This window comes from Zoogloea sp. LCSB751 (genome assembly GCF_002028455.1).
Lineage (GTDB): Bacteria > Pseudomonadota > Gammaproteobacteria > Burkholderiales > Rhodocyclaceae > Zoogloea.
In genome coordinates this window covers 185,335-210,283 of the sequence record NZ_MWUM01000002.1, presented here as the reverse complement: position 1 = coordinate 210,283, position 24,949 = coordinate 185,335, and the positions used below count along the sequence as shown (strand labels likewise).

The following is a 24,949-nucleotide window of genomic DNA, read 5'->3' as shown; positions in this document are numbered from 1 at the left end:
ACGGGCACTGCTCAGCTGAAGAACTGGCTCGGCGTCTGCCCGAACTGCCGCTTGAACATCGTGGTGAAGGCACTGGGGCTGTCGTAACCCAGGGCCAACGCGATATCGACAACGCGCTCGCCACCGGCAAGCAGCTCCAGTGCGCGCAGCAGGCGTGCCTGCTGGCGCCATTTACCGAAGGTCATGCCGGTCTCGCGCTGGAACAGGCGCTGGATAGTCTTGACGTCCACGCCCAGGTGCGCAGCCCAGTCGCCCAGCGTGGACACGTCGTCCAGGCGTTGCTGCAGGCGCGTACAGATCTCCAGCAGACGCGGCTCTAGCGGCATTGGCAGGTGCAGCGGCAACACCGGCAGCGTGCGCAGCTCATCGAGCATCAAGCGCATCAAGCGGCCGTCCCGCGAGTTGGACGCATAGGGCGTCTGCACGTCCGCGGCCGCGCGGATCAGCTCGCGCAGCAAGGCCGAGATACCCACCACGCAGGACGCAGCCGGTAGGCTCGCCACAGCCCCGGGAAGGATGAACAGGCTGCGCATATTGACCACGCCGACACACTGGATGGCGTGGGTCATCCCTGCCGGCATCCAGATGCCCCGCGTCGGCGGCACCACCCACTGCCCGGCGTCGGCCTTCACCGCCATCACGCCATGCACCGCGTAGATCAGCTGGTGCTTGCCGTGGGCATGGGGCGCCACCTCCCAGCCAGCGGGATAGTCGGTCGCCCGACAGCTCACCGGCGCGGTGCTGGCGTCGATCTCGGCGAGCGCCTCGGAAAGGGGTTTCACCGTCATGAAGGCCTATATCGAACAATGTCTTTTTCTAGCAACCCAACGGCCGAATGGCGTGAGACAGGCATGCATCGTATTTCTAGAATCGGCTGACGTCGAGACATACCAACACGCAGCCAGCCCCTGATCGACGGAGGGTCGGCACCGCACAGAGAGCCCGCACCATGACGAAACCCACCGCCTTGCCCTTGCAGGCGCGCCACGGCGAAGCCGCCTTCGGCATCCTCGGGGCCATCAGCACCTCGCACTTCATCAACGACATGATGCAGTCGCTGATCCTCGCCATGTACCCGCTGCTGAAAGGCAGCTTCCATCTCAGCTTCGGGCAGATCGGCCTGATCACCCTCACCTACCAGCTGACCGCCTCGCTGCTGCAACCACTGATCGGCCTGTACACCGACAAGAAGCCGCAGCCCTACTCCCTGCCCTTCGGCATGGCAGCCACCCTGTGCGGCCTGCTGCTGCTCGCCTACGCGCCGAGCTACGAGGCCGTGCTGCTCGCCGCCGCGTGCGTCGGCACCGGCTCGGCGATCTTCCACCCGGAATCGTCACGCATCGCCCGGCTCGCCTCGGGCGGGCGGCACGGGCTGGCCCAGTCGGTCTTCCAGGTCGGCGGCAACACCGGCAGCGCCGTCGGCCCGCTGGTGGCGGCCGCCGTCATCGTGCCCTTCGGGCAGCACAGCGTGGCCTGGTTCGGCCTCGCCGCGGTGCTCGGCATCGTGCTGCTGGTGCAGGTCAGCCGCTGGTACGCCACCCACCACATCGCCGGTAGCGGGCGCAGCCGCCCGCCGGTGGAGTCGCCCTACCCGCGCAAGGTCGTGCTGGGCGCCGTGGCGGTCCTGCTCGTACTGATCTTCTCGAAGTATTTCTACATCGCCGGCCTGAGCAGCTTCTACACCTTCTACCTGATCGAAAAGTTCGGCCTGTCGGTGCAGAGCGCCCAGGTGCACCTGTTCGCCTTCCTGTTCGCGTCGGCGGCCGGCACGATCCTCGGCGGCCCGATCGGCGACCGCGTCGGCCGCAAGCCGGTGATCTGGGCGTCCATCCTCGGCGTCGCCCCCTTCGCGCTGCTCCTGCCCCACGCCGACCTGTTCTGGACCACGGTGCTGACCATCGTCATCGGCCTGGTGCTGTCGTCGGCCTTCTCGGCGATCCTGGTCTATGCGCAGGAGCTCATGCCCGGCAAGGTCGGCATGGTCTCAGGCCTTTTCTTCGGCTTTGCCTTCGGCATGGGTGGCCTGGGCGCCGCGGTACTGGGCCTGCTCGCCGACCGGACCAGCATCGACGCCGTCTATCACGCCATCGCCTACCTGCCGCTGCTCGGCAGCGTCGTGGCCCTGCTGCCGAAGAGCCGGCACATCACAACCAAGCCCTAGTGGCTGATGCACAGCGCGTTGATCAGCCCCACGGCGACCGACAGCGTCGCCAGCAGGATCGCCGGCGCGGTGTCGCCGGCTTCGATCTGCGCCGCCTGGCTCCGCATGAGCAGGAACACGGCAAACTGCACCACGCCGGTGATGGCCGCCCACAGGGCCATCTCCGGCAGGCTCTGGGTGTAGTAGATCGACGACAGCAGCGGAAAGGTGAAGCCGAGGATGGCCCCCGACAGGGAGATCGCCGCGGCCTGGTTGTTGCGGCGGATCAGTTCGAACTCCCTGTAGGGCGTGAGGTGTACATAGGCCACCACGAACACCGCCAGCAGAACCAGCGCTGAGGCGAAATAGCTGATGAATGCGAGAAAGGCGCTCACGACTCGTCCTTATTCGAAGTAATGGGGCACGAAGTTGCTCATGTTGGTGGTGATCGGCGAGACATCCTCGCGAATGCACATCCCCGCCGGCTCACCGCCGACGATCCAGGCGCCGAGCACCGGATACTTGCCGTCGAACTCGGGGATGGCCGCCAGCCCCTGGTAGACGAAGCCCTCCGCACCATAGGGCCCGGAATCCTGCGCCAGCAGACGCCCGTCGGCGTAGAGCGCCACATTGGCGCCCTCGCGGGAATACAAGGGCTTGCGGGCGTAGGACTGGAGGCGGCCCGGCTCGAAATAGGCCGGCAGCAGGTTGGGATGGCCCGGATACATCTCCCACAACAGCGGCAGCAACCCCTTGCAGGCCAGCACCGACTTCCAGATCGGCTCGACGAAACGCGTCCCGCTGCCGGCGATGTGGCGGCCGAAGTCCTCGCGCATCAGCCATTCCCACGGATAGAGCTTGAACAGGGTGTCGATGGGCAGGCCATCCAGGTCGACGAAGCGTCGACGCGCAGCATCCCAGCCGATGTCCTCGACATGGATGTGGCGGGCCTCACGCCCGGCCTGCACCACCACATCCTGCATGTAGGTGGTGCACACCCAGTCCTCCTCGTTGCCGCGCAGCGAGGCCAGATGGACCACACCCGCGCCGGGCAGGCGCTTCCACTGATCCACCAGGCGTTCGTGGAGCGAGTTGAACTGGTCGGCGTCCGGCCGGCAGTCCTCCAGCCAGTACCACTGGGCCACCGCCGATTCGAGCAGGGAGGTCGGCGTGTCGGCGTTGTACTCCAGCAGCTTCGGCGGATTCACCCCGTCATAGGCCAGGTCGAAGCGCCCGTAGAGGCTGAACTCGTCCTGGCCGATGGAATCGGCCACCGCGTTCCGGAAGGCTTCGGGAATACCCAGCTGGGCCAGACGCCCGTCGGCCACAGCGCGGCGGGCAGCGGCCACACACATGGCATGCAGCGCCTGTGCGGCGGCCTCGATTTCGTCCACCTGGGCGGCCGTGAAGCGGTAGCAGACGTCCTCCTTCCAGTAGTTGTCCCAGGAATGGAAGGACAGGCCGACCGCTTCAAGCCGCTGGCCGAAATCGGGGCGAGGTGAAATGGGCAGACGCTCCATCGCCGTCAGCCTCCCGCCGAGAAACCGTGGGCGGTACTGCCGAAACCGCCGCGGCTCACCGAGCTGACCACCGTCCCGTGCGCCGTCGACGGCGCGCCGCGGCTGAGGTAGGAATCACTGACCACCCGCGTCTCTCCCGACGAGGAGACTGCGACCGGGTGCCCGGCCGAGCGATCCCAGTAATAACGGGGCCCCGCATAGGTCGAGCCGCTACTGGAGGTACGCCCGCTGCTGCCCCCGCTCCCTGCGCCGCCACCGCTCTCCTCGCGGCAGTTGCGGGGGTCGCTCCCCCAGTCCTTCTCACAGGCCTCCCGGCCGGCGTAGAAATCCTGCTTGAGTTCCTGCATGTCGCTGCTGCCACTGCAACCGGCAAGCAGCCCCGCAGTGCCGATCACCAACAAGGGAATCTTCTTAGACCGCTTCAAGTTCGCGTTTCCTCATGGCCGACGACAGTCGGAAATTATCGAATGACAGCTCACCTGCCGGCCCGGGCTGCCAGTCGGTCAGCACACCGGACACCGTCCCCAGGTACGGGCGGGCCACCGCCAGCACGCGGGCATGATCCATCGCCTCGGCCTCGACCACGCCCGCCCGCGGATGGGCCCGCATCCAGTCCAGCGCACCAAGGATGCCGGCTACCACCGGCAGGGACGTCGCCGTGTTGTGGGGCGCCAGCGCGCGGGCTTCGTGCAGAGTGAGGGTCGAGCCGTACCAGTAGGCGCCGCCATCGAAAACGAACAGCACACCCAACTGGTCGAAACCGTCCAGCAGTGCGTCCCCCAGCACCTGCTTGTGGCGTGGCGACGGGAAGCCAGCGGCAACCCAGGCCTCAAGGGAACGGACCGCCGCGGGACACGGCCGATAGGCGTAATAGACGGTGGGGCGATGGACGAGGCTGCCCGCGCCATCCCTCAGGGTCAGCAGCCCGGCAAGTGACAAGGCTTCGTGGTGGGTGATCAGCCAGGCCTCCTGTTCGCCGCAGGACGGCAGCCAGGACTTCACCCTGACCTCGGCACCGTGGGCATCCAGGTGGATCGCCCCCGACTCATCCGCCCCCAGCCGGTGGGCGTCCAGCGGCAGGCACGGCTCATGGCTGCCCCAGCCGAGTTCGGCGCACTGCCAGGCTTCGGACAGGAAACCGTCCACCGACCAGGTGTTGTCGAAGCACCCGGCAGGCCGCATCATGCCGGCGCGCTGGGTGTCCCGCTCGGCAATCTGGACGACCCGGACACCCAGCGCGCAGGTCATCGCCGCCCACGCAGCACGCGTCTCGACACGGATACCCCGGACGGCCGCCAGCGCCAGCAGCCCTTCCTTGGCCAGATGGCTGACCAGCCCCGGATTGGCCCCGTGGGCTATCACCGCCGTCGGCGCGCCGGGTGCATGCATTGCCAGCGCGGCGTTGCGCAGCGCGTGGTTGGTCGTGCTCGCGTCCGCCGCCGCGTACCCGCCGGCCCACGGCTCGACGCAGGTGTCGAGATAGAGCACCCCGTGCTCGCGGCACCAGCCGATCAAGGCCAGCGACGACACATCGACGGCGACGTTGATCAGCACGTCTCCCGGCCGCAGGCGGCCGTGCAGCAGGTCGCGATAATTGCCCGGCGTGAGCGGCCGGTTTTCAAGCCGGATGCCGAACGCGTCGGCCACCTGCCGCCCGCGCTCGTCGGCGGCAATGGCCTCGATGCTCGCGGGCGACAGCCCGAAGTACCCACGCAACAAGGGCAGCAGCGCCTGCCCGACGCTACCGAAACCGATCAAGAGGATACGCACCGCCGGCCCCCGAAAAATGACGATGCAATCATAACCCGACCGCCATGGCCGCCGGCCTCACCGGCACAACACGGAAGACCGCGCGCATCGCGGCCCCGGCGTCACCACATCAGGTCGTCCGGCACCTTGAAATCGGCATACGGATCGTTCTCGTCCACCTCGGTCGTGGCACGCTTGATCTGCACGACGATGGACGGATCACGCTCGGCGATCTTGTCGGCGATGACCTTGGGCACCAGCTCGGTAACGTCGCCACGACAGATGATCACCAGATGCCCGGCGACGATATGGTCGCGCACCGCGGCCGACACATACACCCGCTTGATCTTGTTGTCGTGGGTGAAGTTGTAGGCAATGTCGCCACCGCCCTTGTGCTGGCGATTCTGCTGCACCATCTGGACGATCTGCGCGGCAATCGCCTTCTGGGTCGCCGCCGCATCGCGCTGGGCGTTGAGCTCGCGGGCCCGCTCGGCGTTCTTGCGCTGGGCCTCCTGGGCCGCCACGCGCGCCTCATCGACGCTCTCAGCTCCAGTCCGCCGCTCGATCTTCTGCTGCCGGGCCTTGTCCTGGTGGACCTGCTTGGCCTTCTTCTTGTCGACCAGACCGGCCTTCAAGAACTGCTCCTGCAAAGACGCCATCTGCTGCGCCACTCCGTAAATATAGTTATGCCGGCGCGGCGGCATTGCCGGCCGGAAAGAGAGCGGCAGCATAACAAAAAGTCGCCGCTGCAACCCACCTGCCGCGCCCCTGTAGTCAGCGCTACGGAATCTCATGCACCATGCGGACATGAGCTACACCGATCTGCCCTCCCTGCTGCTACTGGCAGCCAGCTGGCTGCTCTTCGGCGCGCTGCACAGCCTGCTCGCCGGCCCCACCCTCGAACGCCTGTTCGGGCGCCATGCCCGGCTCGCCTTCAACGTCCTCGCCATCGTGACGGTGGCCGCACCGCTCGCGATCCTGGCCGGCCTGCCCGCCACACCGCTGTTCGACGAACCCGTCTGGCTGCGCTGGCTCCGCCACGGCCTCAGCGCCACCGCGCTGCTGGGCTTCATTCACACGCTGAAGTTCTACTCGATGCCCGCCTTCCTCGGCCTGCGGACGGAGACCTGGCCGCTCACCTTCAGCCCCTGGCACTGCTACGTCCGGCACCCCTGGTATTTCCTGATGCTGGTGTTCATCTGGAGCCAGGAGATGAGCGCCGCCTGGCTCGTCTCCGCGCTATGCATCAGTGCCTATCTCGTGGTCGGCAGCCGCATCGAAGAACAGCGCCTCCTGCGCCGCCACCCCGGCAGCTATGCCGCCTATCGCCGCATCGTGCCAGGCCTCATCCCGTGGCGCGGGCGGGCACTGGATGAAGCCACGCGCCGCCAGCTCGAAGCACGGGCGCAGAAAGAAACCTGATCAATCAGGCCGCCGGTACGCGTCTGGCCCGCAACCAACGCTCGACGGTTTCGAGCAAGTAGGACGGTTCGACCGGCTTGGCAATGAAATCGTCCATTCCCGCAGCCAGACAGCGCGCGCGATCCTCCTCGAAAGCATTGGCCGTTATCGCCACAATCGGCACGTCGCAACCCTGCTCCAGTCTGCGTATTCGCCTCGTTGCCTCGAGTCCGTCCATATCGGGCATCTGCATGTCCATCAGGATCACGTCATATACCTGACCTGCCACGCGGTCCACCGCCTGTTTGCCGTTCTCTGCCGTATCGACGACAAGTCCCACGTCTTCGAGAATCGCCATGGCGACTTCGCGGCTGACCGGTTCGTCCTCGACCAGCAGCAGACGATTCCGCTTTCCCTCAGCCAGCGGCAGCATCTCCCGGCTCGCAACAACCGGTGACGACAGCCCGACACCCGCATACGGCTGCTTGTGGAGACGGGCCGTGAACCAGAAAGTACTGCCCTGCCCGGGACAACTGCTGGCACCGGCGCGCCCCCCCATGAGTTCGGCCAGATGACGGGTGATCGCCAGGCCAAGACCGGTGCCGCCATATTTGCGCGTGGTGGTGTTGTCAGCCTGCTCAAAGGCGGAGAACAACCTGGGCAGCGTTTCCTCATCGATACCGATGCCGCTGTCCTCAACCTCGAAACGCAGCATGGCGTCATCAGCCCCCTCTTCGACAACATGGGCACGCAGGATGACATGCCCGGCCTCGGTAAATTTCAGCGCGTTGGCGGCATAGTTGAGGAGGGCTTGCTGCAAGGCGGTCTGATCGCCGAGCAAATCCGTCGGCAACGCGCCCGCCTGGATCTCAAGTCGCAACCCCTTGGCATCGGCGCGCTCATTCAGCATCGACAGGACATTGCCGAGAACGCTTTCAATCCGGAGCGGCGCTTCGGTCAGCACGACCTTGCCGGCCTCGATCTTGGAAAGTTCGAGCACCGCATTGATGATGCTGAGCAGATGCTCGCCGGCAGCCTCGAGTTTGTCCATCTGGGCGCACTGGCCGTCTTTCAAGCCACCATGGCGAATCAAATAAGCCATGCCGGTGATTGCATTCAGCGGCGTACGGATTTCATGACTGATGTTGGCCAGAAAAGCACTCTTCGCGATATTGGCAGCCTCGGCAGCCTCCTTGGCGGCCAACAGCTCCGCCGTACGTTCTTTGACCAGTTGCTCCAGGTGCTTCTGGTGCTCGGCCAATTCCGCCTCGGCGTGTTTGCGGGACGTGATATCACGGGTAATCGAAAGCAGATAAGGCTCGCCCCCCACCTCCATGCGCGAGACCGAGAAGATGCCCCAGAACTCGCTCCCGTCCTTGCGCCGGAAACGCGTCTCGAAATTCAGCAGACTCTCGCCATCGATGATTTTCTGGCTGAATCGTCGGCGGTCTTCCGGATCAGCCCAAATATTGAGCTGCAGGGACGTATTGCCGATGATCTCCTCGTAGGGATAGCCCGACATGACGACGAACGCCTGGTTTACCTCTACGTAGCGGCCTTCCTTCAGGGACGTGATGGCAATCGCATCAAGGGTTGTCTGGAAGGCCGTGCGGTAACGGATCTCACTTTCGAGCAAGGCGAGCTGGGAATTGACAGTGTCGGTGATATCGCGGAAATACCAGACCCGGCCCAGATACTTCCCATCCTCATTTCGTAGTGCGCGTGAGTACCGCTTCAGCGTCCGGCCATCCTTGAGCGGAATATCGCAGCTATCTTCCAGTTCCGGATTGGCATACAACGCATGGACTCGTTCCAGGAAGGCTGTGGAATCGGCAACCCGCACGATAGCCTGTTCAAGGAGCGAGTCATGGGGCGAATCCAGTATTTCGTCCAGAGCGCCAGTCGGCATGGCCATCTTCCACACGCGAAAGAAACGCTCATTAACCGACGCGACGGAAAGGTTCTCGTCGACCACCAGAATGCCATCCGGCGCTTCATTCAGGATTGCATTCTGCAATGAAGTGCGAAATTCGTCGCCGTGCCCGCTTACCGTGCCCATGAAAGCCCTGGCTCCTCTGCGGCCTACCGTTGTTGTACCCGGGCATTGTATCAATTCGATGCACAAGACGGCCGTACAAGCCCCACTGCCCCACGCCTTTAGGACGGCTTTCTCAGCCACTCCAGCAAAGCGGTGAACAAGGTGTCCGGATCCACCGGTTTGGCGACGAATCCATCCATGCCGGCCTCGGCGCAGCGGACCCGATCCTCTGCAAATGCGTTGGCCGTCAGGGCCAGGATGGGGACGCGCCTCTTCTCGGACAACTGCCGGATACGCCGTGTGGCCTCCAGGCCATCCATGTTCGGCATCTGCATGTCCATCAGGATCAAGGCGTAATCATTGATGCGCGCACGGTCGAGGGCCTCCACGCCATCCTCGGCAACGTCGGCCAGCAATCCGACGTCTTCCAGCATCGACAAGGACACCTCGCGGTTGATCGGATCGTCCTCGGCCAGCAGCACCCGTGTTCCGGCAAATTCCCGCTTCAGAAGCAACGCCGCATCGCTCACCCCAGGGGCTTCGAGCGGATTGCACCCATCGCCGGTCTTGCGCAGACGCACCGTCAGCCAGAAGGTGCTGCCCTTGCCAGGCTCACTCGAAACCCCGGTCTCTCCCCCCATCAACTCGACCACGCGCCGGGTGATCGCAAGGCCGAGCCCCGTCCCGCCGTATTTGCGCGTGATCGAGTTGTCGGCCTGCTCGAATGCAGAGAACAGGCGCGGCAAGGCATCCGGCGCAATACCGGTGCCGGTGTCGCTGACCTCGAAGCGGAGCAGACTGTAATCAGCGGCCTCCTCGATGAGGCGGGCACGCAGGCGGATGCTGCCGGTGTCGGTAAACTTCACGGCATTGCCAAGGTAATTGAGCAAGGCCTGTTGCAGGCGCGTCCGATCGCCGAGCAGCCCATGGGGCATTGGTGGAATATCGGCTTCGAACGCCAGCCCCTTGGCCTTGATCCTGCCGCCGATCATGCTGATGACGTTATCGATCATCTCCTCGACGCAGATCCGCACTTCATCCAGCTGGAACTTCCCGGCCTCGATCTTGGACAGGTCGAGGATGACATTGATGATGTCGAGCAGGTGCGCCCCGGCGGCCTCGATCTTGTCCAGCTTGTTCGTCTGCAGAGGCGTGGCCCCGCTGCGGCGGAGGATGTGCGCCATGCCGATGATGGCATTCAGCGGCGTCCTGATTTCATGGCTCATGTTGGCCAGGAACGCACTCTTGGCAACGTTCGCGGTCTCGGCCAGATTCTTGGCCAACGTCAGCTCCTGGGTGCGCTCCTCGACGAGGCTCTCCAGATGGTTGCGGTGTGCAGCCAGTTCATCCTGGATCGCCTTCGTTTCCGTGATGTCCATGGCAAGCCCCTCAATGAGGGTGTCGCCTTCCTCGACGCGGATTCCGATGGAGCGATCGAAGAACCAGCGCCAACGCCCTTCACTGTCCTGGATGCGATATTCGAGGCGGAACGGAAGCTGGCTGGACAGCAGCCTGGCAACCGCCTCATGAACTTGCGGGCGGTCGTCCGGATGAATCGATTCGGTCCATAAAAAAGGATGCGCCAGCAGATACGCCATCGGGTAGCCCAATACGTCGGCGGCCCGCGGAGAGTAATACACGTGCCCCTGCTGCACGGAGCGGGTGTAGGCAATGTCCGGCAGGCTTTCCACCAGGTGACGATAACGCGCCTCGCTTTCCTTGAGGACGGCTTCCGCCTGCTTGCGTGGGGTAATGTCGGTATGTGTTCCGCACATGCGCAGCGGCGTGCCGTCCGCATCCCGCTGCATCACACGGGCCTGGTCCAGAATCCACTTCAGGCTCCCGTCCTTGTGGAACATCCGGTATTCGATCTTGTGCATGCTGGAGTGCCCCTTGAGCACCGCATCGATGGAGTTCCAGGCGCGCTCGCGATCATCGGGATGAATGAAATCCGTCCACTGCTGGGTCGTATGCCTGATTTCGTCATGGGTATAACCCAGCATCTCGGCCCACCGCTGGTTGCGGTCCACTTCTCCGGTCGCAATATTCCAGTCCCAGAAGCCCAGCTCGGCCCCTTCCAGAACAAAGCGCAATTGCTTCTCGCTGTTTTCCAGAGCGAGTTGAGACAATTTGCGCCGGGTGATGTCGTGCCCGATACCGAGGACGCCGATCAGCTCGCCGTTTTCGCCCCGCATCGGGATCTTGGTGGTTTCGAGGATTTCCCGATGACCATCCGACGCAAAGCTGATTTCCTCTTCGTTGATGCAAGGGGCGCTCTTCTCCATGGCCATCCGGTCATGGTCCCGAAAGAAATCGGCCAGCGCCTTGCTGACGAAATCGTAGTCGGTCTTGCCGATGACCTCCCTCTCGGTCGCCCCGCAGAACTGTTCGAATCGCTGATTGCAGCGGAGATACACACCATCCGCATCCTTCAGCCAGACGAGGTCGGGCAGCGTGTCGATCAGCGTGCGCAGGAAGCTGCGTTCATTGGACAGCTCCCGTTTGGCGATAACCTGGGCCGTAATGTCGCGGGCAATCGTCGACGCGCCAACGACCCTGCCCGCAACGTCACGGATGGGCGAGATCGTGACCGAGGCATGGATCAGCGCCCCATCCTTGCGCACCCGTCGCGCCTCGTGATGAATCACCGTCTCACCAGCGCGGATACGCGACAGGATCGTGTCGGCCTCGCCCAGCAGATCCGGCGGCAACAACATGTGGGCGGGCCGCCCGACGATTTCCCGGGCGGTATAGCCAAAAATTTTGTGCGCCGCCGGATTCCAGCTGGTGACGATGCCGTCCAGCGTCTTGCCGATGATGGCGTCTTCCGACGAATCGATGATGGCAGCGGCGTTCTGCAGTGTCCGGTTGGCCTCATGCATCTGCAGACGGGCCATCCCCATTTCCCCCATGATCTTTGCCAGGTCGGTGAGGAAGGTCATGATCGACCGCACCTTTTCCTGGGAAAAGACCGGGGTTTTATTCAGGGCATCGAGATAGGCCTGCTCGTCGAGTCCGAACTGATTGGCCTGCCGGATAAAGTACTGCAGGTCCGGCTTGGCAAAGAAGAATTGCCCCGTGAATAGATTCGCAACGTGTTCGCCGGCAACGGTAATCGGGACCGCCACATCCACCAGACCGTTCTTGCAGTTGTAGACGTTATAAGCCTCGCCCTCCTTCAGCTTGCCCGCCAGGATGGTGTCGCTCTCGAGGCAGCGCTGCGCGGTCCCTGAATTGCAGCGATGGAACTGGGTGCATACATCCTGCCAACCGGTGGCCACCAGCACTTCGCCGTCGAGCTCGAGAATCGCGGTGACTGCGCCGGTCACCTCCGTGAAGCTTTCGCACAGCGACCTCAACTGCTGGACATCCACGAGCTCGGCAAATTTCATGGCTACTGACCTATACAGAACATGTCTCGCGGGCGCCAGGATGAACTAAGCGCTGGTTTTGGAGCAAGGAAGCCTGCTCCGGATGGACGCTTGCCCATTCCGGGCTCAAGATACAGCCCCGACGACCATTCAGCCAGGATGGCAACGCATCCTGGCTGACGAGAGGGGCATAGGTTCGGTAACAAACAAAAAATCGCCGCTAAACGCCAGGAGGCAGCTTGGCGGCCATCATCGCTCTCCGGTCGATCCTGTGCCCATCGACAATGAAGCTGCCGTCGCCCACCGCATGCACCGTGCGCCGCTCCTCTCGTCCGGTATCGAGGTAGGCGGCCAGCCCCTCCAGCACCACGATACCGTGCCTCTCGACGATATCGACGACCTTGCATTCGATGTTGGCGAGGCACTCCCCGATCAAGGGCGGCCGGACCCGCCTGGCCGGCACAGCGGTGAGCCCGAAGCGGCAGAACTTGTCGGTATCGGCCCCCGAGCAGGTTCCGATGCCGACCACCTTATCCAGCAGATCGACAGTGGGAATTGCAATCACGCACTCCCGATTGCTGCACAACGCGGCAAACGAGTAATTCCATACCCCCGTGGTGATCGCAAATAGCGGCGTGAAATCCATCACCATGGTCCACGAAATGGTCATGATGTTGTCGGCCTTGCCATCATGGGTGGTCACCAGCACCACCGGCCCGGGTTCCAGCAGCGTAAAAGCTTTGCACAGGTCCAGTTCGCGCATGGGCGCACCTCCTTCATTCACGCCAACGGACTGGCTTCGATATTACTCGCCAAAGCCCCATGCGCGGATGCGCTCGGCAGCCTGCTGGACGCACTCAATCAAGCAAGGTGGACGTGCTCTTGTAGTCAGGCGCAGCAGCGCTGCCATGGCCCCATGCCTTGTCGGTATTCGTGCATGCCGACAGCCAGCGCGCGGCCTCCTTCGGATGCCGGAACTCGACCCAGCAGAGATGGGGAAAGGCCCCGCTGTCGCGCAGCGCAGCAAATTCCCTCTGGCGGCGATGATAGGTGGTGATCACCCAAACGAGAATGGACTCCTTCGTAAAAAAGGAGCGCCAGACGGATTCCCGGTTGCCATGCCACAACTCGCGCCGCGTGAGGCAGCGCCCGATGGTGCGCCCAAGCGCCTGCCACAGAACGCGGGCAAATGAGTAATTGAGCCACACGATCGTTTCCGCGCGCGGCCACAACAGGTCACGTACCGCACCATAATTCCCCTCGGCAATCCAGGACTCCGCAGCGGCCGCCTCCGCCACCAATTGGCGAAACGTCTCCTGCGGCTTTGGCTGCCAGTCCGGCCCCCAGTACAACACATCGAGCTCAATGCACGTGCGACCGGACAGAGTCGCCAGCTTGCGGGCGAACGTGCTCTTGCCGGCACAACTGGTGCCGACGACAAGGGTTCGGGAGAAGATCGGCGCGTCACCCAACGGCGGGGCCCCAAACACCTTATTTGCTTCGGTGCCGTTCGATGGCCGCAAGGCAGATCTGCTCACAGAGCGCAGAGAAAGCAATACCACTGGCCGCCGCCGACTGGGGAAGCAAGCTCGTTGCCGTCATGCCCGGCAAGGAATTGACCTCCAGGCACCACAAACGGCCATCACTATCCAAGCGAAAGTCCGCCCGACTATACCCGTCGAGCTTCAGCGCCCGATGTGCGCGCAACGCAGCATCTTGCGCCGCCGCCACCACAGAAGCGGGCAGATCAGCCGGGAATTCTTCGCGAACCGCGCCAGGCTGATACTTCGCCCTGTAATCGAAAACGGCTTCCGGCTCGATCACGATCTCACCGACCGTCAGCGCCCGATCGCCGAGCACGCCCACCGTCAGCTCCCGTCCTGCAATGAACTGCTCGAGCATGACTTCACTATCGAAGCTGGAGGCATGCAGAACTGCAGCCTCAAGCGCATCGGGGCTTCTGACGACCGACAGGCCAACCGTCGACCCTTGCCGATTCGGTTTGACGACCAACGGGTAACCCAACTCCCGTGCAACGTCCTCGTGACGGGCTGGCGCCATGAGCCAGCGTGGCGTTGCAATCCCGGCCGCCACGAACAGACGCTTCGACATGTCTTTGTCCATGGCGATTGCGCTGCCCAGATGGCCGCTCCCCGTATAGGCCATGCCGGCCATGTCCAGCATGGCCTGCACCGTTCCGTCCTCGCCGGTTCCACCGTGAAGGGCAAGGAATACCACGTCCACATCGGCAAGCGTCGCTGAACGGATCAGGTTCGCCTCGCCTGCGCGCAGCACGGCCAGTGCATCGGACGTTGGCGGAATTGCATCGACCTGCGAACTCAAAAGACGGCGTTCGTCTTCTACCGTCAAAAGCCCTCGCGACGTTTCAATGGCAAGGACTTCATGGCCGACGCTGCGCAGCGCCTTCACGACCTGCACACCGCTGGCGATAGAGACTTCGCGCTCTTCGCTGGTCCCGCCCAGAAGGACGGCTATCTTGAGTTTCATATCCGGCTAGCGTTATTAATTCCAATGACTACCTTGCTTACAAGGTAAGCGGCATCCAGTGTTTGCAACGACTGCGTAATCAGGATGCTCTCCTGTCCATGCCTCTTCCATAGACCCGATCAGGACGAGCGCTTGCGGTAGTGCGCCTCGGCCATTCCGACGGCAGCCTCCCACAACGCAGGGGCTCCGCGCTCGATCGGCGGCTGGCAGCGCGACTTGATCTGTTCGAGCGTCACCGCGCACTCCACCCACGTCCCCCCGTCCGTCGCCGCGTTGTGCAGCATCGGCTGGAACCGGTCGAGAGCTTTCGCAAACTTTGCGTCGTCGCTCTCGGCCGCCTCGAACTCGAACCACAGCTCGCGGAACTCGGCCGCTTGCGCGTCGGGCAACAGGCCGAACAGACGCTCGGCGGCAAGCCGCTCGCGCTCGTCCTGCCCGACATGCGTCGCCGGCACGTGGAAAGGAACGTCACCGGCATCGATCTCGACGATGTCGTGGATCAGCAGCATCTTCACGACCCGCTGCACATCGACCGTCCCGGCGGCATGCTCGGCCAGTACCAGTGCATACATCGCCAGGTGCCACGAATGCTCGGCGCTGTTTTCGCGGCGCGAACGGTCGATGAGCGGCGACAAACGCACGACGTTCTTGAGGCGGTCGATTTCCTTGAGGAAAGCCAGTTGGCGTTCCAGGTCGGGCGAGATCACTTTGCCGTGCTTTCTTTGAGACTGGGGGATGGACGAGTCTAGCAGAACGACTGCGGCGCCCCTGGTCAGCGGAGCATGCGGGAAAGCTCTCCTATGAATCGTCTTCTATTTCCCACACCACGCCCTCAGTCGTACACGGCCCTTCACGTAACAGCGACTGGCCAGGTAATCGACTGGAATCTCAATACTGGAGCGATTCCTGTATTCGCAGCGCAAGACGAGTTGCCGATCTGTTGCCTGATACCCACGAATATCCCAGGTCGCGCCATGCTCATTGTCCGGCACCAACTCCACGTTCTCGGCAACGGCCCCATCGAACAAGCGAACATTCGTCAGTACGTTGTTCCTGTCGCCATCGAACCTGGGGCACTCGGAGTGCTGACCGTAAGCCCCGAACGGCAGAACGGCAAGCCACGCAAATGCGAATCCAATTACGTCCCTCACGCTAATCAACAGCACCATCGGACGAGGAGGACAACTGGCAAAGATTGGCAGACCGCCATTCCCCCTCTTGCGCTGCCAATTCAAGCACGCCCAGCGTTATCTTCATCTTCGGCTTGTGCTTCCGGAGGCTGGGGAGAAGCCATAACCCCTCCGCTTCGAAGTAATTCGATAGATCAAAGTCTCCCCGCTCCACACCAAAGAGGGCCGCATAGCGCTCCATGAACTCGAAGGCGTCGTCTCCGGCCAGTCCGAGATCGAGCACCAGATCGGTCTCTCTTGTGACTACTTGCGAGCCCAGGACACGCGAGATGCCTTGGGTCGGAAGCGTTTCCACGAGGGCAATGAGACGCGGCCAGATAGTGTCGTCCCTGCTCACCACAGCGTGTCTTCCTTCATGGCCCGTGAGTTGTATTGAAGCTGTTCAGGTTGAGCGGAAGGGCCCATTCGTCATAGCCCTTCCCATTGCGTTCAAAGAAGCGCGCCCCGGCAGCGCAGCCTCATGCCGTACTGGCCGCCTCCTTACCCGTCCGCGTCGGAGACTTCTTGCGATCCGACTTCTTCTTCAACCCCAGCGCCGCGACCTGATCCGAATCGGGGCCGAACTGGGCCTTGACCTGGCTTTTGACGCCGAGGATGGCGTCGTGGAAGTCGCGTTCGATGGCGCCCGTCGCGTCGCGGGCGGCGGCGAGGGCGTTCTGGGCGTGGATCTCGGTCTCCTGCGCAGCGCGCAGGGCGTCATGCAGGCGGCTGACGGCCTCGAGGGAATAGGACTGATTGACCGGTGTGTAGCCGGGGATGCCCTTGAGGCCCAGGAAGGCGTCGATGTCGGCCTGGAGGGTTTGCTGCGGGATACGGGTGTTCAGCGTGATCGCCATGGAATCTCCTATCGGTGGATGCGAAGAAGCGGAATGCTGCCGCGACATATTACATTCGCATTGCAGCAGCGCAAGCCATGACATGCAGATTTTCTGGAAATTTTCTCCGGGCGCGGCGGCGGGTGATGAAGCCATACGTACGCCATCCATCCGAGCACGTCCCGCTCGGTCAACTTCCAGAACGTCCACCAGACCATTCCGGCCCCCCCATCCAACAAACTTATCTAGACCACCTCAAGAAGAACACACCATCGTCACCGGCCTCTTCCAGCACCCCTCTAACCTCTTTTCCAGAACTGCAGAACAGCCAGTATCGAGACACATCCGCGCCAAAACGAGTCCTTCCGCCTCGAGGTTTATTGATTCCAAATTTCCTTTTTAACTCATCGTATTCTGGGACAAATCGGCATGGATCATTAAATGCCGCTCTAAGCACTTCCATATATTCGTGGCTATTGAGGAAAAACGGGGAAACTCTCACTCTCATGCATCGAGCACTAGTCTGGCAGACCTTGTCGCTTAGAGGAGAGTCCGCAGCAACCGCTCGGCAGCCAAGTCGCAGCCATTCATGCAAGCCATCACTCTGGGAACACAGCTTGTCCGCCCCACTCTCATTGATCGGCTTGGTTGCCTGCTCAAAATACGATTGACCGGCCGCCCACCTCTTCTTGATCTGATAAGAATGAAAATCCTCACCATTTATTTTCAAAGAGAGCGCCTGATCCGCCGCATCAAGAAATGCACCTTGCGTCGTCTGATCCCCACTCAGCCAACCCAACTCTCGATACATCGAAGCGGATAAAGACTCACCCGACGAAACACAGCCACACAGGATAAGAAACAAAGGAGTAAAAAAAAGGGACCTACCTACAAACCGTTTAATCACCTTCAGCACAAGCATAGATCAACCCTCATTAAACATGCGCTCAACTTTTTCATCGTAAAAATAAAAAGCCACGCTTCAGCAATGTACTTGCTGATACGTGGCTGGCTGGAGGCTCAGGCTCTCTGGCTGGCTTACATACTTGAAATTGTCTTTACTACGAAATCTCTAGATCACCCCCCTGAATGCCATAAGCGTGCCCACATCAAGATGTTGCTGCCTACGGAAAACATGCCGAAGAGCATGCTCCCAATACGAGAAAATGACATCAGCCAAAAGATATAGACTTGGTGTTTTTACTCACGCCGACAATGTGATTAGCACCGCCGATGCGCAACACCCACCTTGACGCTCCCGGCATGCCAGCCCGATACTCCGCGCGTCGCTGCAACAACAGCGACCGGGTTTGGAAGCCCGACACCTACAGGCCGATGGCCGCGCAAGCGGTATCTTCAAGTCGGCAGCATGGTCACGCCTGTTCAATGGCGGAACCGTGTGGGGAGCCTTCGGGCTGCCGGTTTCCTGTAGGCCGGTCTTCCAACTCTGCACGGTTCCGCCCCCCGTTTGGAAGCGGGAGCGCGGAGTACAAAACCGCACTACAGGAGTAACAACCATGAACACACCCCTGGCATTCCCCGCGCCAGCCAGTCCCGTCTATCAATTCGCCGACAACGTGGACAACCTGGCCCTCACCGATCAGCTCACCGCCCGCCAGGCACAGCTACAAGCCCTGCTCGCCATGACCCACGGCAACGCCGGCGACACCTTCCGACGCATGAACGTCGACCAGCAGGAACACTACCTGTGGGCCTGCGCGATGATTGCCGACGAAGCGCGGGAACTGACCAATGCCATATGGATGTACCGGCAGGCAGACATGCCGGTGCGCCACGCTCAGGTCGATTGACCGACAGCCTGCGGGAAGCGGCGGCGCATGCCCCCTGCACGCCGCCACCATCGACCCGCTTCCGGGACGTCCCCCGACCATCCCGGAAGCGCCTCCTCCTACGAATCGTAGTGCTTGAGAAACCGGCGCTCGTCGGGAAAGCACTCCTGGGACGCATAAGGCGCACACACGTGCGCCACTCCGCTGCGATACGCACACGCCTCCGATCCCACGGAAACACATCCAGGCGTGCCTTATGAGCCCCCCTCCATCCCGTACCGCCCTAGCGACTATCTTGCATCGTATCTGGACTGCGCCTCTCTGACCTGCTCCCAATTTGTCTTTGCCCAATCGACCAATCCTTGCGTGGGGAGCAACAGGCTCAGTCCCAGATCCGTCAACTCGTATTCAACGCGGGGCGGCACCTCGGGAAAGACCTCTCGCACAACCATACCGTCGCGTTCGAGATTCTTCAGGGTTGAGGACAGCAGCCGCTGCGAAATACCTGGAACCGCACGTTCGAGTTCGGAGAATCGGGCACGACCTCCGAGTAGGTCGAGTGAAAGAACGACAAAGATGGTCCATTTGTCACCAATCTTCGTCAGCAACTCCCGGACGGCCATCGGATCCGAACTTCTGCAGATTGTGGCCGGATCCAGCGGACCGCCCTTGCCAGGTTTATGCATGACTTACCTTGAGGTTAGTTACTGATTTAAAAGTGCCTTCTTCATATCAAGAAGCTTCCTGGATATATTGGTCTCTCACTTTCAAGCAATCGTTCCAAACGCCTGGAGAGTCAAAGATGCCGAATCCGAACTATGCTGCCTACAAGGCAGCCGATCCTTACTTCAAACTGGTACGGGAAGCACTGGGCGATCTCGTTGAAGGAGAACATTTCTTCGACATTGTCGCCGACGACGTTGTCTATGAAGTTCTCTACGACATTCCCGGTTGGCCGCGCGTTATTCCAGGGCGGGCCGATCTGATGGCCCGCTTCAAGGGCTATTGCGAGAGTATCGAGTTGCAGTCCGCCGATCGGCTGATAACTCACACAACAGACAATGGCAGCGTCGTCGTCATCGAATACGAGATCCATGGGACCATCCTTGCAACAAGCGTGAAATACGACAATCGGTTCTGCTCGATCATCAGAATCGAAAACCGGCAAATCGCACACTGGCGAGACTATATGGATTCGCTCGCAGCCTGGAACGTATTGACAGCACACACCCGCTGAATCCCCCTGTCACGGGAAGATGAAGATCAAACAAAGAGGCTGCCATGAAGCAAATCCTTATGATTGAAGTAAGTCCAAGGGGAACAGACTCGGCGAGTCGATCTGTTACCCACACGCTTGCCGCGCGGCTACGCGACCTTCATCCATCGGTAAAGCTTATTTGCCGCGACCTGGCGATCGAGCACCTCCCCCACTTGGACGAGGCCACGCTCAGGGCTATCTCGACCAAAAACGTTGATGAAGCAGAAAATCTGAAACAGAAGGCCCAGCAGTCGGATCAACTGACCGACGAGCTTCTCGGCTCGGATCTTCTAGTAATCGCAACGCCGATGTGGAACTTCGGCATACCCTCCGCACTGAAAGCCTGGATCGATCTGGTTGTGCGGCCGGGCAGAACCTTCCAGTACACCGATGGCGGCGTTCTTGGTCTGGCCCAGGACAAGAAGGCCATCCTGGTGCTTGCTTCAGGCGGCATCTTCACAGAAGGAGCATGGCGCCCCTGGGATTTCGTCGAACCCTACCTGCGCCAAATACTGGGGTTCATCGGCATCGTGGATGTGCAAACCATCCGGATCGAAGGAATGAACATCCCCACCCTGGCTCCCAACGCAGTGCCAAACGCGAATAAAGCGGTTGGGGAGCTTGCGCTGTAAGAGTGGGTTGCATCTCCTCCTCCCACCCCATCCACCGCACAGACGTCGTCCATCTTGACGCCCGCGGCATGCCAGCCCGATACTTCCCCGGTCGCTGCAACAACAGCGACCGGGTTTGACAGCCCGAACACACAGGCGGACACCCCAAGCCCAATAACGGCTTTTTGTTCGTACACCCTTGGTGCGTCGTCGATCAATGGCGGGCCAAGTTGGGAGGCTACGGCCTGCCGGTTCCTGTGTTCCGGTCTGTCAACCCGACTTTGGCCCGCCCCCCCGATTGACAGCGGGGAGCGGATAGGTCCGACAACACAGGAGTATCACATCATGAACACGCCCATGGCATTCCCAGCCCCGACGGGCCCTCTCTATCATCTCGACGGCAACGCGAACCCCCTCGCCCTCACCGATCAGCTCACTGCCAGACAATCTCAACTGCAAGCCCTGCTCGCCATGACTCATGGCAACGCCGGCGATGTCTTTCGTCGTATGGATGCCAGTTACCAGGAAAACTACCTGTGGGCCTGCGCGATGATTGCCGACGAAGCGCGGGAACTGACGCAGGCCATTCAGATGCACCGGCAGGCGAACGTGCCGTCATGCCACGCGCAAGACGACTGACATACAACCTGCAGTCGGCAGCGGCGTATTCACCATGCACGCCGCTGCCATCGGCCAACTTCGGGAACATCCACCACGAATGCTCCCTAAGTGATGAAACAGGTCGAGGGCATGCAGGCTGATAACGTCGAGCACGATGCCGCCACCGCATCTCCACGACAAGTACCATGCAACACGAATCAAGCCTCAATGACGGTTCGTCGGCCGAAGCTGCCGGCCAGTTCATAAAGAATGTAGGACTGCAATGCTGCCCACACCTGCCGCCCAACCCTCACGGGGACTAACCGGTAGGAAAGATTACCTCCTCACAGGCGGCGTCATCTCGACCAAGTGACATCACAAAGCCATAAGGATGCCTATGTCGATTGATTTGCGAGAAGAGCCAGGACAGGGGCCAATGGCCACTAGCGTCGGATGACCGCTCATGGCCGGCTCAACCTGCCGATCTGGATAACAATAGTGTAGGGCGGGTCTGGTCCCAACTCCTAAACCGTCACGGATCATCCGAGGCGTCTGCCTCCACCCCATCCGTTTGCTTTGCTTCAGCAACGATCCAGTCGATCAATGCTTGCGCATCCTTCGACGGCCTAGCATCTCGCTGGAGCAGACAAAAGACTTTGTTCGACTTCGGCCCCGGATGGGGGGTGGGCAGCGCAAACAGACGCCCATCATCAAGCATTGGGCGGATGAACTGACTGCGGCCGAGGGCAATGCCCTGGCCTGCAATGGTGGCGTGGATCATCTGATCGAACAGATTGAAGCGGATCACCCCTTTCGGCTTGATGCCCGACCAGCCCTGTGCGGCAAGCCAGGCATCCCAGTTCCAGCAAGGGGATGCATCGCCTTCGAACTCGAGGAGCACCGAACGCGCAATGATTTCCGGGGCGTCCAGTCTGCAGAGACCCAGGCTGGGGTGCGCCACAGGAAAGATCGTTTCCCCGAATAGCCGCAGCCCTCCGGCGGGCATCTGCTCCTGAGCGCCGTAGCGAATTGCGATATCTAGCCCCTCCTGGCGCAGATCCATGATGCTGTTACTGGCCGCCAGGCGAACTTCGACGTTCGGATGGTGTTGCTGGAACTGTGGCAGGCGCGGCAGCAGCCAGAGCCCCACGAACGAGATGCTGGCAGTCAGCGTGACCGGTTGATGCGCAAGCTGGCTGGCCTGGAGCGCGCCGACCGTATCCTGCAACTGCTGCATCGCGCTGTCGGCACTGACGAACAATTGCTCACCTTCGGCCGTGAAATGGATCGCGCGGTGCATGCGCTTGAACAACTTCATTCCCAAGGCGGTTTCCAGCGCATGAATATGCCTACTGACTGCCGATTGGGTCAAGAACAGATCCTGCGCTGCCAAGGTGATGCTCATGCGGCGGCCTACCGCCACGAAGCTGCGGAGAAGATCTGGTGAAGGGAGCTTGGTGAGCGAGACTGACATTCCTGCATCGCATGCGAGGTATCGAAAAAATCGGTTGTACCGGCTTTGTGCATGAATTGAAATAGGGGCTCGGTAAAAGGAGACCCCAAAGCATGGCAAATGTCATCGACCCCAACTTTGCAGATCGCGTCCACGAGAGCTTCGAACGACAGAACGTGATGCATCTCATCCGGGCCACCCTGCCGGTCGTGGAGCCAGGGCGTACCGAGATCCATCTGCCTCACTGGGTAGGGGTCGAGCAGCAGCACGGTTTCGTCCACGGCGGTGTTGTCGGCACGATTGCCGATTCCGCCGCCGGCTATGCGGCGATGACCGTTGTACCGGCCAATGCATCGGTGCTGACCGTCGAGTACAAGATGAACTTGATGGCGCCGGCCGATGGCGAGAAGCTCATTGCCCGGGGCGAGGTGGTGCGTCCGGGGAGAACGCTGATCGTGACCAAGGCTGAGGTGTTTGCGCTCAAGGATGGACGGGAAACGCTCTGTGCCCTGATGCAGCAAACGATCATGGTCATGCACGGCAAGACGGAAAAGTAAGCGAGGGCGCCGATGATCTACCTCTACAGCTGGCCCGCGCCCAACGGGCACAAAGCCCAGATCCTGATTGAGGAATTGGGCATGCCCTACAAGCTCATTCCCATCGACATCACGAAAGGCGAGCAGCGGGAACCCGGCTATCGGGCCATCAACCCAAACGCCAAGATCCCCGCGCTCATCGATGACGAGCCCGTGGATGGTGGAGAACCGATTACCGTTTTCGAGAGCGGGGCGGTCATGCTTTATCTTGCCGAGAAGGCGCAGCGCTTCATTCCGGTCGAGCCGCGGCTGCGCACCGAGATGCTGCAATGGCTGTTCTGGCAGGTTGGCGGGCTCGGGCCGATGATGGGGCAGGCGCAGCATTTCTTCCGGTATGCGCCAAGTCCCGTCCCCTACGCCATCGAACGCTATCAGCACGAGACCCGACGCCTGCTGAAGGTGCTCGATCAGAGACTTGCCGATAGAGACTACATCTGTAACGACTACTCAATTGCGGACATGGCCTGTTTCCCGTGGGTCCGCATTCACAAATACACCGGTGTCAGCCTCGACGACTTTGCGAATGTACAGGCCTGGTATGGCCGTGTGCGCGCCCGACCTGCCGTAGGCCGGGGGCTCGACCTGCTGCGGGAGCGCTGGATAGATGTATCGACCTCTGACGAGGCCAAGCGAAACCTCTTCAAAGCCGAGGATCGCGCATGAATGTGCATGACAACCGGGTGGTGGACGCCTTCATTGACCTGCGCAGCCCCTATTCCTATCTTTCGCTGGGGCCTGCGCGTCAATTGGCCGAGCGCACCGGCGTACGCTTCGACTGGTGGCCGTACATCACGGATTTTCGTTCTGCTTATGGCGGGGAGGTTGAAGAGCGTTCGCAGCGGCATGCTGCCAAGGTGAAGTATCTCTACATGGACTGCCGCCGTCTGGCCAGGAAGCAGGGCCTTACGATCCGCCCTACGACCAAGCTTTGGGATTCGACGCTAGGCTGTCAGACCATGCTCTTTGCCAAGTCGTGCAATCGGTTGTGGGCGTTTATCGACCCGATGCTTGCCGCATTCTGGCGGCGGGAGTTCGATCTTGAGTCGCACGCGGAGATCGAGGCTGCGCTGCAGGCTGCAGGGCTGGACGTGCTGGCATGGCGGGCTTACCTCGCGACGGACGCCCAGGCGGAACTGGCCGCCGCACACACGAAAGCAGAAGGGCTCGGTGTCTTTGGCGCGCCGACCTTCGTCTATCGCGGTGAACTCTTCTGGGGGAGTGACCGGATAGACCAGCTTGCCGAAACACTGAGGAGTCCATCGTGAACACCACCCAACCCACATCGCAGGCTGTGTTCTACTTCGACGTGATCTCTCCTTGGGCCTGCCTCATGGATCAGGCCTTGCGCCGAGCGCCCCTGTCCATACCGCTCGAACGGCGTCCGGTGCTGTTCGCCGGACTGCTGAGCGCGTTCGGCCACAAAGGGCCGGCCGAGATTGAGCGAAAGCGACGCTTCACTTACGACCTATGCACTTGGACGGCCCAGGAGTTGGGGATTCCATTCGTGATGCCGGCGGTGCATCCGTTCAACCCACTACGTTATCTGCGTCTGATCGTTGCGCTGGGGGCTACGCCCACCGTTGTGTCCGCGGTATTCGACGCGCTCTACACGACTGGCTGCGATCCGGAGAGTCCCGGGGCCTGGCAGAACGTGCTTGAGCGCTTGGGGATTGAAGCGTCGGCGTTGGACCTGGATGCACCCGAAGTAAAGAGCCGCCTCAAGGACAACACGACCCAGGCTGCCAGCGAGGGCGTTTTTGGCGTACCGACCATCGTTGCAGGCGAGCGTCTGTTCTGGGGGCTGGATGCGCTACCCATGTTGCGGGCCTATCTGAATGGCGACGCCCGGTTGGCTTCTCCAGCGATGTTGGCAGCAGGCACGGTTCGTTTCGGGGCTCGTCGCATGTAG

Annotated in this window: 28 protein-coding genes; 10 read left to right on the top strand and 18 right to left on the bottom strand. The window is 61.6% G+C overall.

The window, feature by feature from the left end; genetic code table 11:
* Positions 1-11 precede the first annotated feature (11 nt).
* Positions 12-788 (bottom strand): helix-turn-helix domain-containing protein, encoded by a 777-nt coding sequence (locus B4920_RS03860; RefSeq protein WP_079433298.1) that lies wholly within the window; start codon positions 786-788, stop codon positions 12-14.
* A gap of 161 nt (positions 789-949) precedes the next feature.
* Between B4920_RS03860 and B4920_RS03855 the strand changes: the two genes are divergently transcribed.
* Entirely contained in the window at positions 950-2,161 is a 1,212-nt protein-coding gene (locus tag B4920_RS03855; protein ID WP_079433297.1) for an MFS transporter, read from the top strand.
* On the opposite strand, the gene B4920_RS03850 is transcribed toward B4920_RS03855, so the two are convergent.
* The 5 genes from B4920_RS03850 to B4920_RS03830 form a co-directional block, all read right to left on the bottom strand.
* Positions 2,158-2,535 (bottom strand): DUF350 domain-containing protein, encoded by a 378-nt coding sequence (locus B4920_RS03850; RefSeq protein ID WP_079433296.1) that lies wholly within the window; start codon positions 2,533-2,535, stop codon positions 2,158-2,160. The two genes, B4920_RS03855 and B4920_RS03850, sit on opposite strands and share 4 nt — an antisense overlap.
* Positions 2,536-2,544: 9 nt before the next feature.
* Positions 2,545-3,660 (bottom strand): glutathionylspermidine synthase family protein, encoded by a 1,116-nt coding sequence (locus B4920_RS03845; RefSeq protein ID WP_079433295.1) that lies wholly within the window; start codon positions 3,658-3,660, stop codon positions 2,545-2,547.
* Between the two features lie 5 nt (positions 3,661-3,665).
* On the bottom strand, positions 3,666-4,085 hold the full coding sequence (locus tag B4920_RS03840) for a hypothetical protein (RefSeq protein ID WP_088179372.1): 420 nt from the start codon (positions 4,083-4,085) through the stop codon (positions 3,666-3,668).
* On the bottom strand, positions 4,072-5,430 hold the full coding sequence (locus B4920_RS03835; RefSeq protein WP_079433294.1) for a saccharopine dehydrogenase NADP-binding domain-containing protein: 1,359 nt from the start codon (positions 5,428-5,430) through the stop codon (positions 4,072-4,074). Before B4920_RS03835 ends, B4920_RS03840 begins: the two co-directional genes overlap by 14 nt.
* A gap of 101 nt (positions 5,431-5,531) precedes the next feature.
* A complete protein-coding gene (locus B4920_RS03830; RefSeq protein ID WP_079433293.1) occupies positions 5,532-6,068 on the bottom strand; it encodes a DUF2058 domain-containing protein in 537 nt (178 codons plus the stop codon).
* A 148-nt stretch (positions 6,069-6,216) separates the two neighbouring features.
* Between B4920_RS03830 and B4920_RS03825 the strand changes: the two genes are divergently transcribed.
* On the top strand, positions 6,217-6,831 hold the full coding sequence (locus B4920_RS03825; RefSeq protein WP_139379412.1) for an isoprenylcysteine carboxylmethyltransferase family protein: 615 nt from the start codon (positions 6,217-6,219) through the stop codon (positions 6,829-6,831).
* Between the two features lie 4 nt (positions 6,832-6,835).
* Here the strand turns inward: B4920_RS03825 and B4920_RS03820 are convergent, their stop codons facing one another.
* The 10 genes from B4920_RS03820 to B4920_RS28620 all read right to left on the bottom strand — a co-directional run bounded on the left by B4920_RS03820 (position 6,836) and on the right by B4920_RS28620 (position 17,654).
* A complete protein-coding gene (locus tag B4920_RS03820; protein ID WP_079433291.1) occupies positions 6,836-8,869 on the bottom strand; it encodes a PAS domain-containing hybrid sensor histidine kinase/response regulator in 2,034 nt (677 codons plus the stop codon).
* A 98-nt stretch (positions 8,870-8,967) separates the two neighbouring features.
* Positions 8,968-12,240: a PAS domain S-box protein gene (locus B4920_RS03815; protein WP_079433290.1), complete on the bottom strand. Its 3,273-nt coding sequence runs from the start codon at positions 12,238-12,240 to the stop codon at positions 8,968-8,970.
* A 199-nt stretch (positions 12,241-12,439) separates the two neighbouring features.
* The gene (locus B4920_RS03810; RefSeq protein WP_079433289.1) at positions 12,440-12,982 is read right to left on the bottom strand and encodes a flavin reductase family protein; all 543 of its coding nucleotides are present in this window, start codon (positions 12,980-12,982) and stop codon (positions 12,440-12,442) included.
* Positions 12,983-13,076: 94 nt separating this feature from the next.
* On the bottom strand, positions 13,077-13,742 hold the full coding sequence (locus tag B4920_RS03805) for a hypothetical protein (RefSeq protein ID WP_216819740.1): 666 nt from the start codon (positions 13,740-13,742) through the stop codon (positions 13,077-13,079).
* On the bottom strand, positions 13,711-14,727 hold the full coding sequence (locus B4920_RS03800) for a D-alanine--D-alanine ligase (protein ID WP_079433288.1): 1,017 nt from the start codon (positions 14,725-14,727) through the stop codon (positions 13,711-13,713). Before B4920_RS03800 ends, B4920_RS03805 begins: the two co-directional genes overlap by 32 nt.
* A gap of 119 nt (positions 14,728-14,846) precedes the next feature.
* A complete protein-coding gene (locus B4920_RS03795) occupies positions 14,847-15,434 on the bottom strand; it encodes an HD family hydrolase (protein WP_088179371.1) in 588 nt (195 codons plus the stop codon).
* Positions 15,435-15,539: 105 nt separating this feature from the next.
* Positions 15,540-15,896, bottom strand: a complete 357-nt coding sequence (locus tag B4920_RS30875; RefSeq protein ID WP_368664701.1) for an STY0301 family protein — start codon at positions 15,894-15,896, stop codon at positions 15,540-15,542.
* Entirely contained in the window at positions 15,880-16,254 is a 375-nt protein-coding gene (locus B4920_RS03790) for a DUF1493 family protein (protein WP_216819739.1), read from the bottom strand. Before B4920_RS03790 ends, B4920_RS30875 begins: the two co-directional genes overlap by 17 nt.
* A 121-nt stretch (positions 16,255-16,375) precedes the next feature.
* Complete coding sequence (locus B4920_RS03785; RefSeq protein WP_079433286.1) at positions 16,376-16,753, bottom strand: hypothetical protein; 378 nt, start codon at positions 16,751-16,753, stop codon at positions 16,376-16,378.
* A gap of 220 nt (positions 16,754-16,973) precedes the next feature.
* A complete protein-coding gene (locus tag B4920_RS28620; RefSeq protein ID WP_139379411.1) occupies positions 16,974-17,654 on the bottom strand; it encodes a hypothetical protein in 681 nt (226 codons plus the stop codon).
* Positions 17,655-18,249: 595 nt separating this feature from the next.
* Here B4920_RS28620 and B4920_RS03780 point away from each other — a divergent pair.
* Positions 18,250-18,543: a hypothetical protein gene (locus B4920_RS03780; protein ID WP_079433285.1), complete on the top strand. Its 294-nt coding sequence runs from the start codon at positions 18,250-18,252 to the stop codon at positions 18,541-18,543.
* 269 nt (positions 18,544-18,812) lie between these two features.
* Here B4920_RS03780 and B4920_RS03775 read toward each other — a convergent pair whose 3' ends face one another.
* Complete coding sequence (locus B4920_RS03775; protein ID WP_079433284.1) at positions 18,813-19,208, bottom strand: helix-turn-helix domain-containing protein; 396 nt, start codon at positions 19,206-19,208, stop codon at positions 18,813-18,815.
* Positions 19,209-19,324: 116 nt separating this feature from the next.
* Here B4920_RS03775 and B4920_RS03770 point away from each other — a divergent pair, with 116 nt between their 5' ends.
* The 3 genes from B4920_RS03770 to B4920_RS03760 all read left to right on the top strand — a co-directional run bounded on the left by B4920_RS03770 (position 19,325) and on the right by B4920_RS03760 (position 21,030).
* The gene (locus B4920_RS03770) at positions 19,325-19,759 is read left to right on the top strand and encodes a nuclear transport factor 2 family protein (RefSeq protein ID WP_079433283.1); all 435 of its coding nucleotides are present in this window, start codon (positions 19,325-19,327) and stop codon (positions 19,757-19,759) included.
* 44 nt (positions 19,760-19,803) lie between these two features.
* Positions 19,804-20,412, top strand: a complete 609-nt coding sequence (locus B4920_RS03765; RefSeq protein ID WP_079433282.1) for an FMN-dependent NADH-azoreductase — start codon at positions 19,804-19,806, stop codon at positions 20,410-20,412.
* A gap of 324 nt (positions 20,413-20,736) precedes the next feature.
* Positions 20,737-21,030, top strand: coding sequence for a hypothetical protein (locus B4920_RS03760; protein WP_079433281.1), 294 nt, complete (start codon positions 20,737-20,739; stop codon positions 21,028-21,030).
* Between the two features lie 493 nt (positions 21,031-21,523).
* On the opposite strand, the gene B4920_RS03755 is transcribed toward B4920_RS03760, so the two are convergent.
* Complete coding sequence (locus tag B4920_RS03755) at positions 21,524-22,465, bottom strand: LysR substrate-binding domain-containing protein (RefSeq protein ID WP_079433280.1); 942 nt, start codon at positions 22,463-22,465, stop codon at positions 21,524-21,526.
* A 92-nt stretch (positions 22,466-22,557) separates the two neighbouring features.
* Between B4920_RS03755 and B4920_RS03750 the strand changes: the two genes are divergently transcribed.
* Genes B4920_RS03750 through B4920_RS03735 form a run of 4 tightly spaced genes read left to right on the top strand, consistent with a single transcriptional unit; the run spans position 22,558 to position 24,949 of the window.
* Positions 22,558-23,001 carry a PaaI family thioesterase gene (locus B4920_RS03750; protein WP_079433279.1) on the top strand — a complete coding sequence of 148 codons (444 nt, stop codon included), beginning with the start codon at positions 22,558-22,560 and terminating at the stop codon, positions 22,999-23,001.
* Between the two features lie 12 nt (positions 23,002-23,013).
* The gene (locus tag B4920_RS03745) at positions 23,014-23,703 is read left to right on the top strand and encodes a glutathione S-transferase N-terminal domain-containing protein (protein WP_079433278.1); all 690 of its coding nucleotides are present in this window, start codon (positions 23,014-23,016) and stop codon (positions 23,701-23,703) included.
* Positions 23,700-24,305, top strand: coding sequence for a 2-hydroxychromene-2-carboxylate isomerase (locus B4920_RS03740; RefSeq protein WP_079433277.1), 606 nt, complete (start codon positions 23,700-23,702; stop codon positions 24,303-24,305). Before B4920_RS03745 ends, B4920_RS03740 begins: the two co-directional genes overlap by 4 nt.
* Complete coding sequence (locus B4920_RS03735; protein ID WP_079433276.1) at positions 24,302-24,949, top strand: 2-hydroxychromene-2-carboxylate isomerase; 648 nt, start codon at positions 24,302-24,304, stop codon at positions 24,947-24,949. Before B4920_RS03740 ends, B4920_RS03735 begins: the two co-directional genes overlap by 4 nt.

What these genes read in the sequence shown, in the direction of transcription:
- B4920_RS03860 (WP_079433298.1), bottom strand. Translation starts at nt 788, where the DNA reads ATGACGGTGAAACCCCTTTCCGAGGCGCTCGCCGAGATCGACGCCAGC.
- B4920_RS03855 (WP_079433297.1), top strand. Translation starts at nt 950, where the DNA reads ATGACGAAACCCACCGCCTTGCCCTTGCAGGCGCGCCACGGCGAAGCC.
- B4920_RS03825 (WP_139379412.1), top strand. Translation starts at nt 6,217, where the DNA reads ATGAGCTACACCGATCTGCCCTCCCTGCTGCTACTGGCAGCCAGCTGG.
- B4920_RS03800 (WP_079433288.1), bottom strand. Translation starts at nt 14,727, where the DNA reads ATGAAACTCAAGATAGCCGTCCTTCTGGGCGGGACCAGCGAAGAGCGC.
- B4920_RS03765 (WP_079433282.1), top strand. Translation starts at nt 19,804, where the DNA reads ATGAAGCAAATCCTTATGATTGAAGTAAGTCCAAGGGGAACAGACTCG.
- B4920_RS03810 (WP_079433289.1), bottom strand. Translation starts at nt 12,982, where the DNA reads ATGCGCGAACTGGACCTGTGCAAAGCTTTTACGCTGCTGGAACCCGGG.
- B4920_RS03745 (WP_079433278.1), top strand. Translation starts at nt 23,014, where the DNA reads ATGATCTACCTCTACAGCTGGCCCGCGCCCAACGGGCACAAAGCCCAG.
- B4920_RS03775 (WP_079433284.1), bottom strand. Translation starts at nt 19,208, where the DNA reads ATGCATAAACCTGGCAAGGGCGGTCCGCTGGATCCGGCCACAATCTGC.
- B4920_RS03770 (WP_079433283.1), top strand. Translation starts at nt 19,325, where the DNA reads ATGCCGAATCCGAACTATGCTGCCTACAAGGCAGCCGATCCTTACTTC.
- B4920_RS28620 (WP_139379411.1), bottom strand. Translation starts at nt 17,654, where the DNA reads ATGCTTGTGCTGAAGGTGATTAAACGGTTTGTAGGTAGGTCCCTTTTT.
- B4920_RS03830 (WP_079433293.1), bottom strand. Translation starts at nt 6,068, where the DNA reads ATGGCGTCTTTGCAGGAGCAGTTCTTGAAGGCCGGTCTGGTCGACAAG.
- B4920_RS03760 (WP_079433281.1), top strand. Translation starts at nt 20,737, where the DNA reads ATGAACACGCCCATGGCATTCCCAGCCCCGACGGGCCCTCTCTATCAT.
- B4920_RS03815 (WP_079433290.1), bottom strand. Translation starts at nt 12,240, where the DNA reads ATGAAATTTGCCGAGCTCGTGGATGTCCAGCAGTTGAGGTCGCTGTGC.
- B4920_RS03845 (WP_079433295.1), bottom strand. Translation starts at nt 3,660, where the DNA reads ATGGAGCGTCTGCCCATTTCACCTCGCCCCGATTTCGGCCAGCGGCTT.
- B4920_RS03755 (WP_079433280.1), bottom strand. Translation starts at nt 22,465, where the DNA reads ATGTCAGTCTCGCTCACCAAGCTCCCTTCACCAGATCTTCTCCGCAGC.
- B4920_RS03750 (WP_079433279.1), top strand. Translation starts at nt 22,558, where the DNA reads ATGGCAAATGTCATCGACCCCAACTTTGCAGATCGCGTCCACGAGAGC.
- B4920_RS03820 (WP_079433291.1), bottom strand. Translation starts at nt 8,869, where the DNA reads ATGGGCACGGTAAGCGGGCACGGCGACGAATTTCGCACTTCATTGCAG.
- B4920_RS03785 (WP_079433286.1), bottom strand. Translation starts at nt 16,753, where the DNA reads ATGGCGATCACGCTGAACACCCGTATCCCGCAGCAAACCCTCCAGGCC.
- B4920_RS03780 (WP_079433285.1), top strand. Translation starts at nt 18,250, where the DNA reads ATGAACACACCCCTGGCATTCCCCGCGCCAGCCAGTCCCGTCTATCAA.
- B4920_RS30875 (WP_368664701.1), bottom strand. Translation starts at nt 15,896, where the DNA reads ATGGTGCTGTTGATTAGCGTGAGGGACGTAATTGGATTCGCATTTGCG.
- B4920_RS03740 (WP_079433277.1), top strand. Translation starts at nt 23,700, where the DNA reads ATGAATGTGCATGACAACCGGGTGGTGGACGCCTTCATTGACCTGCGC.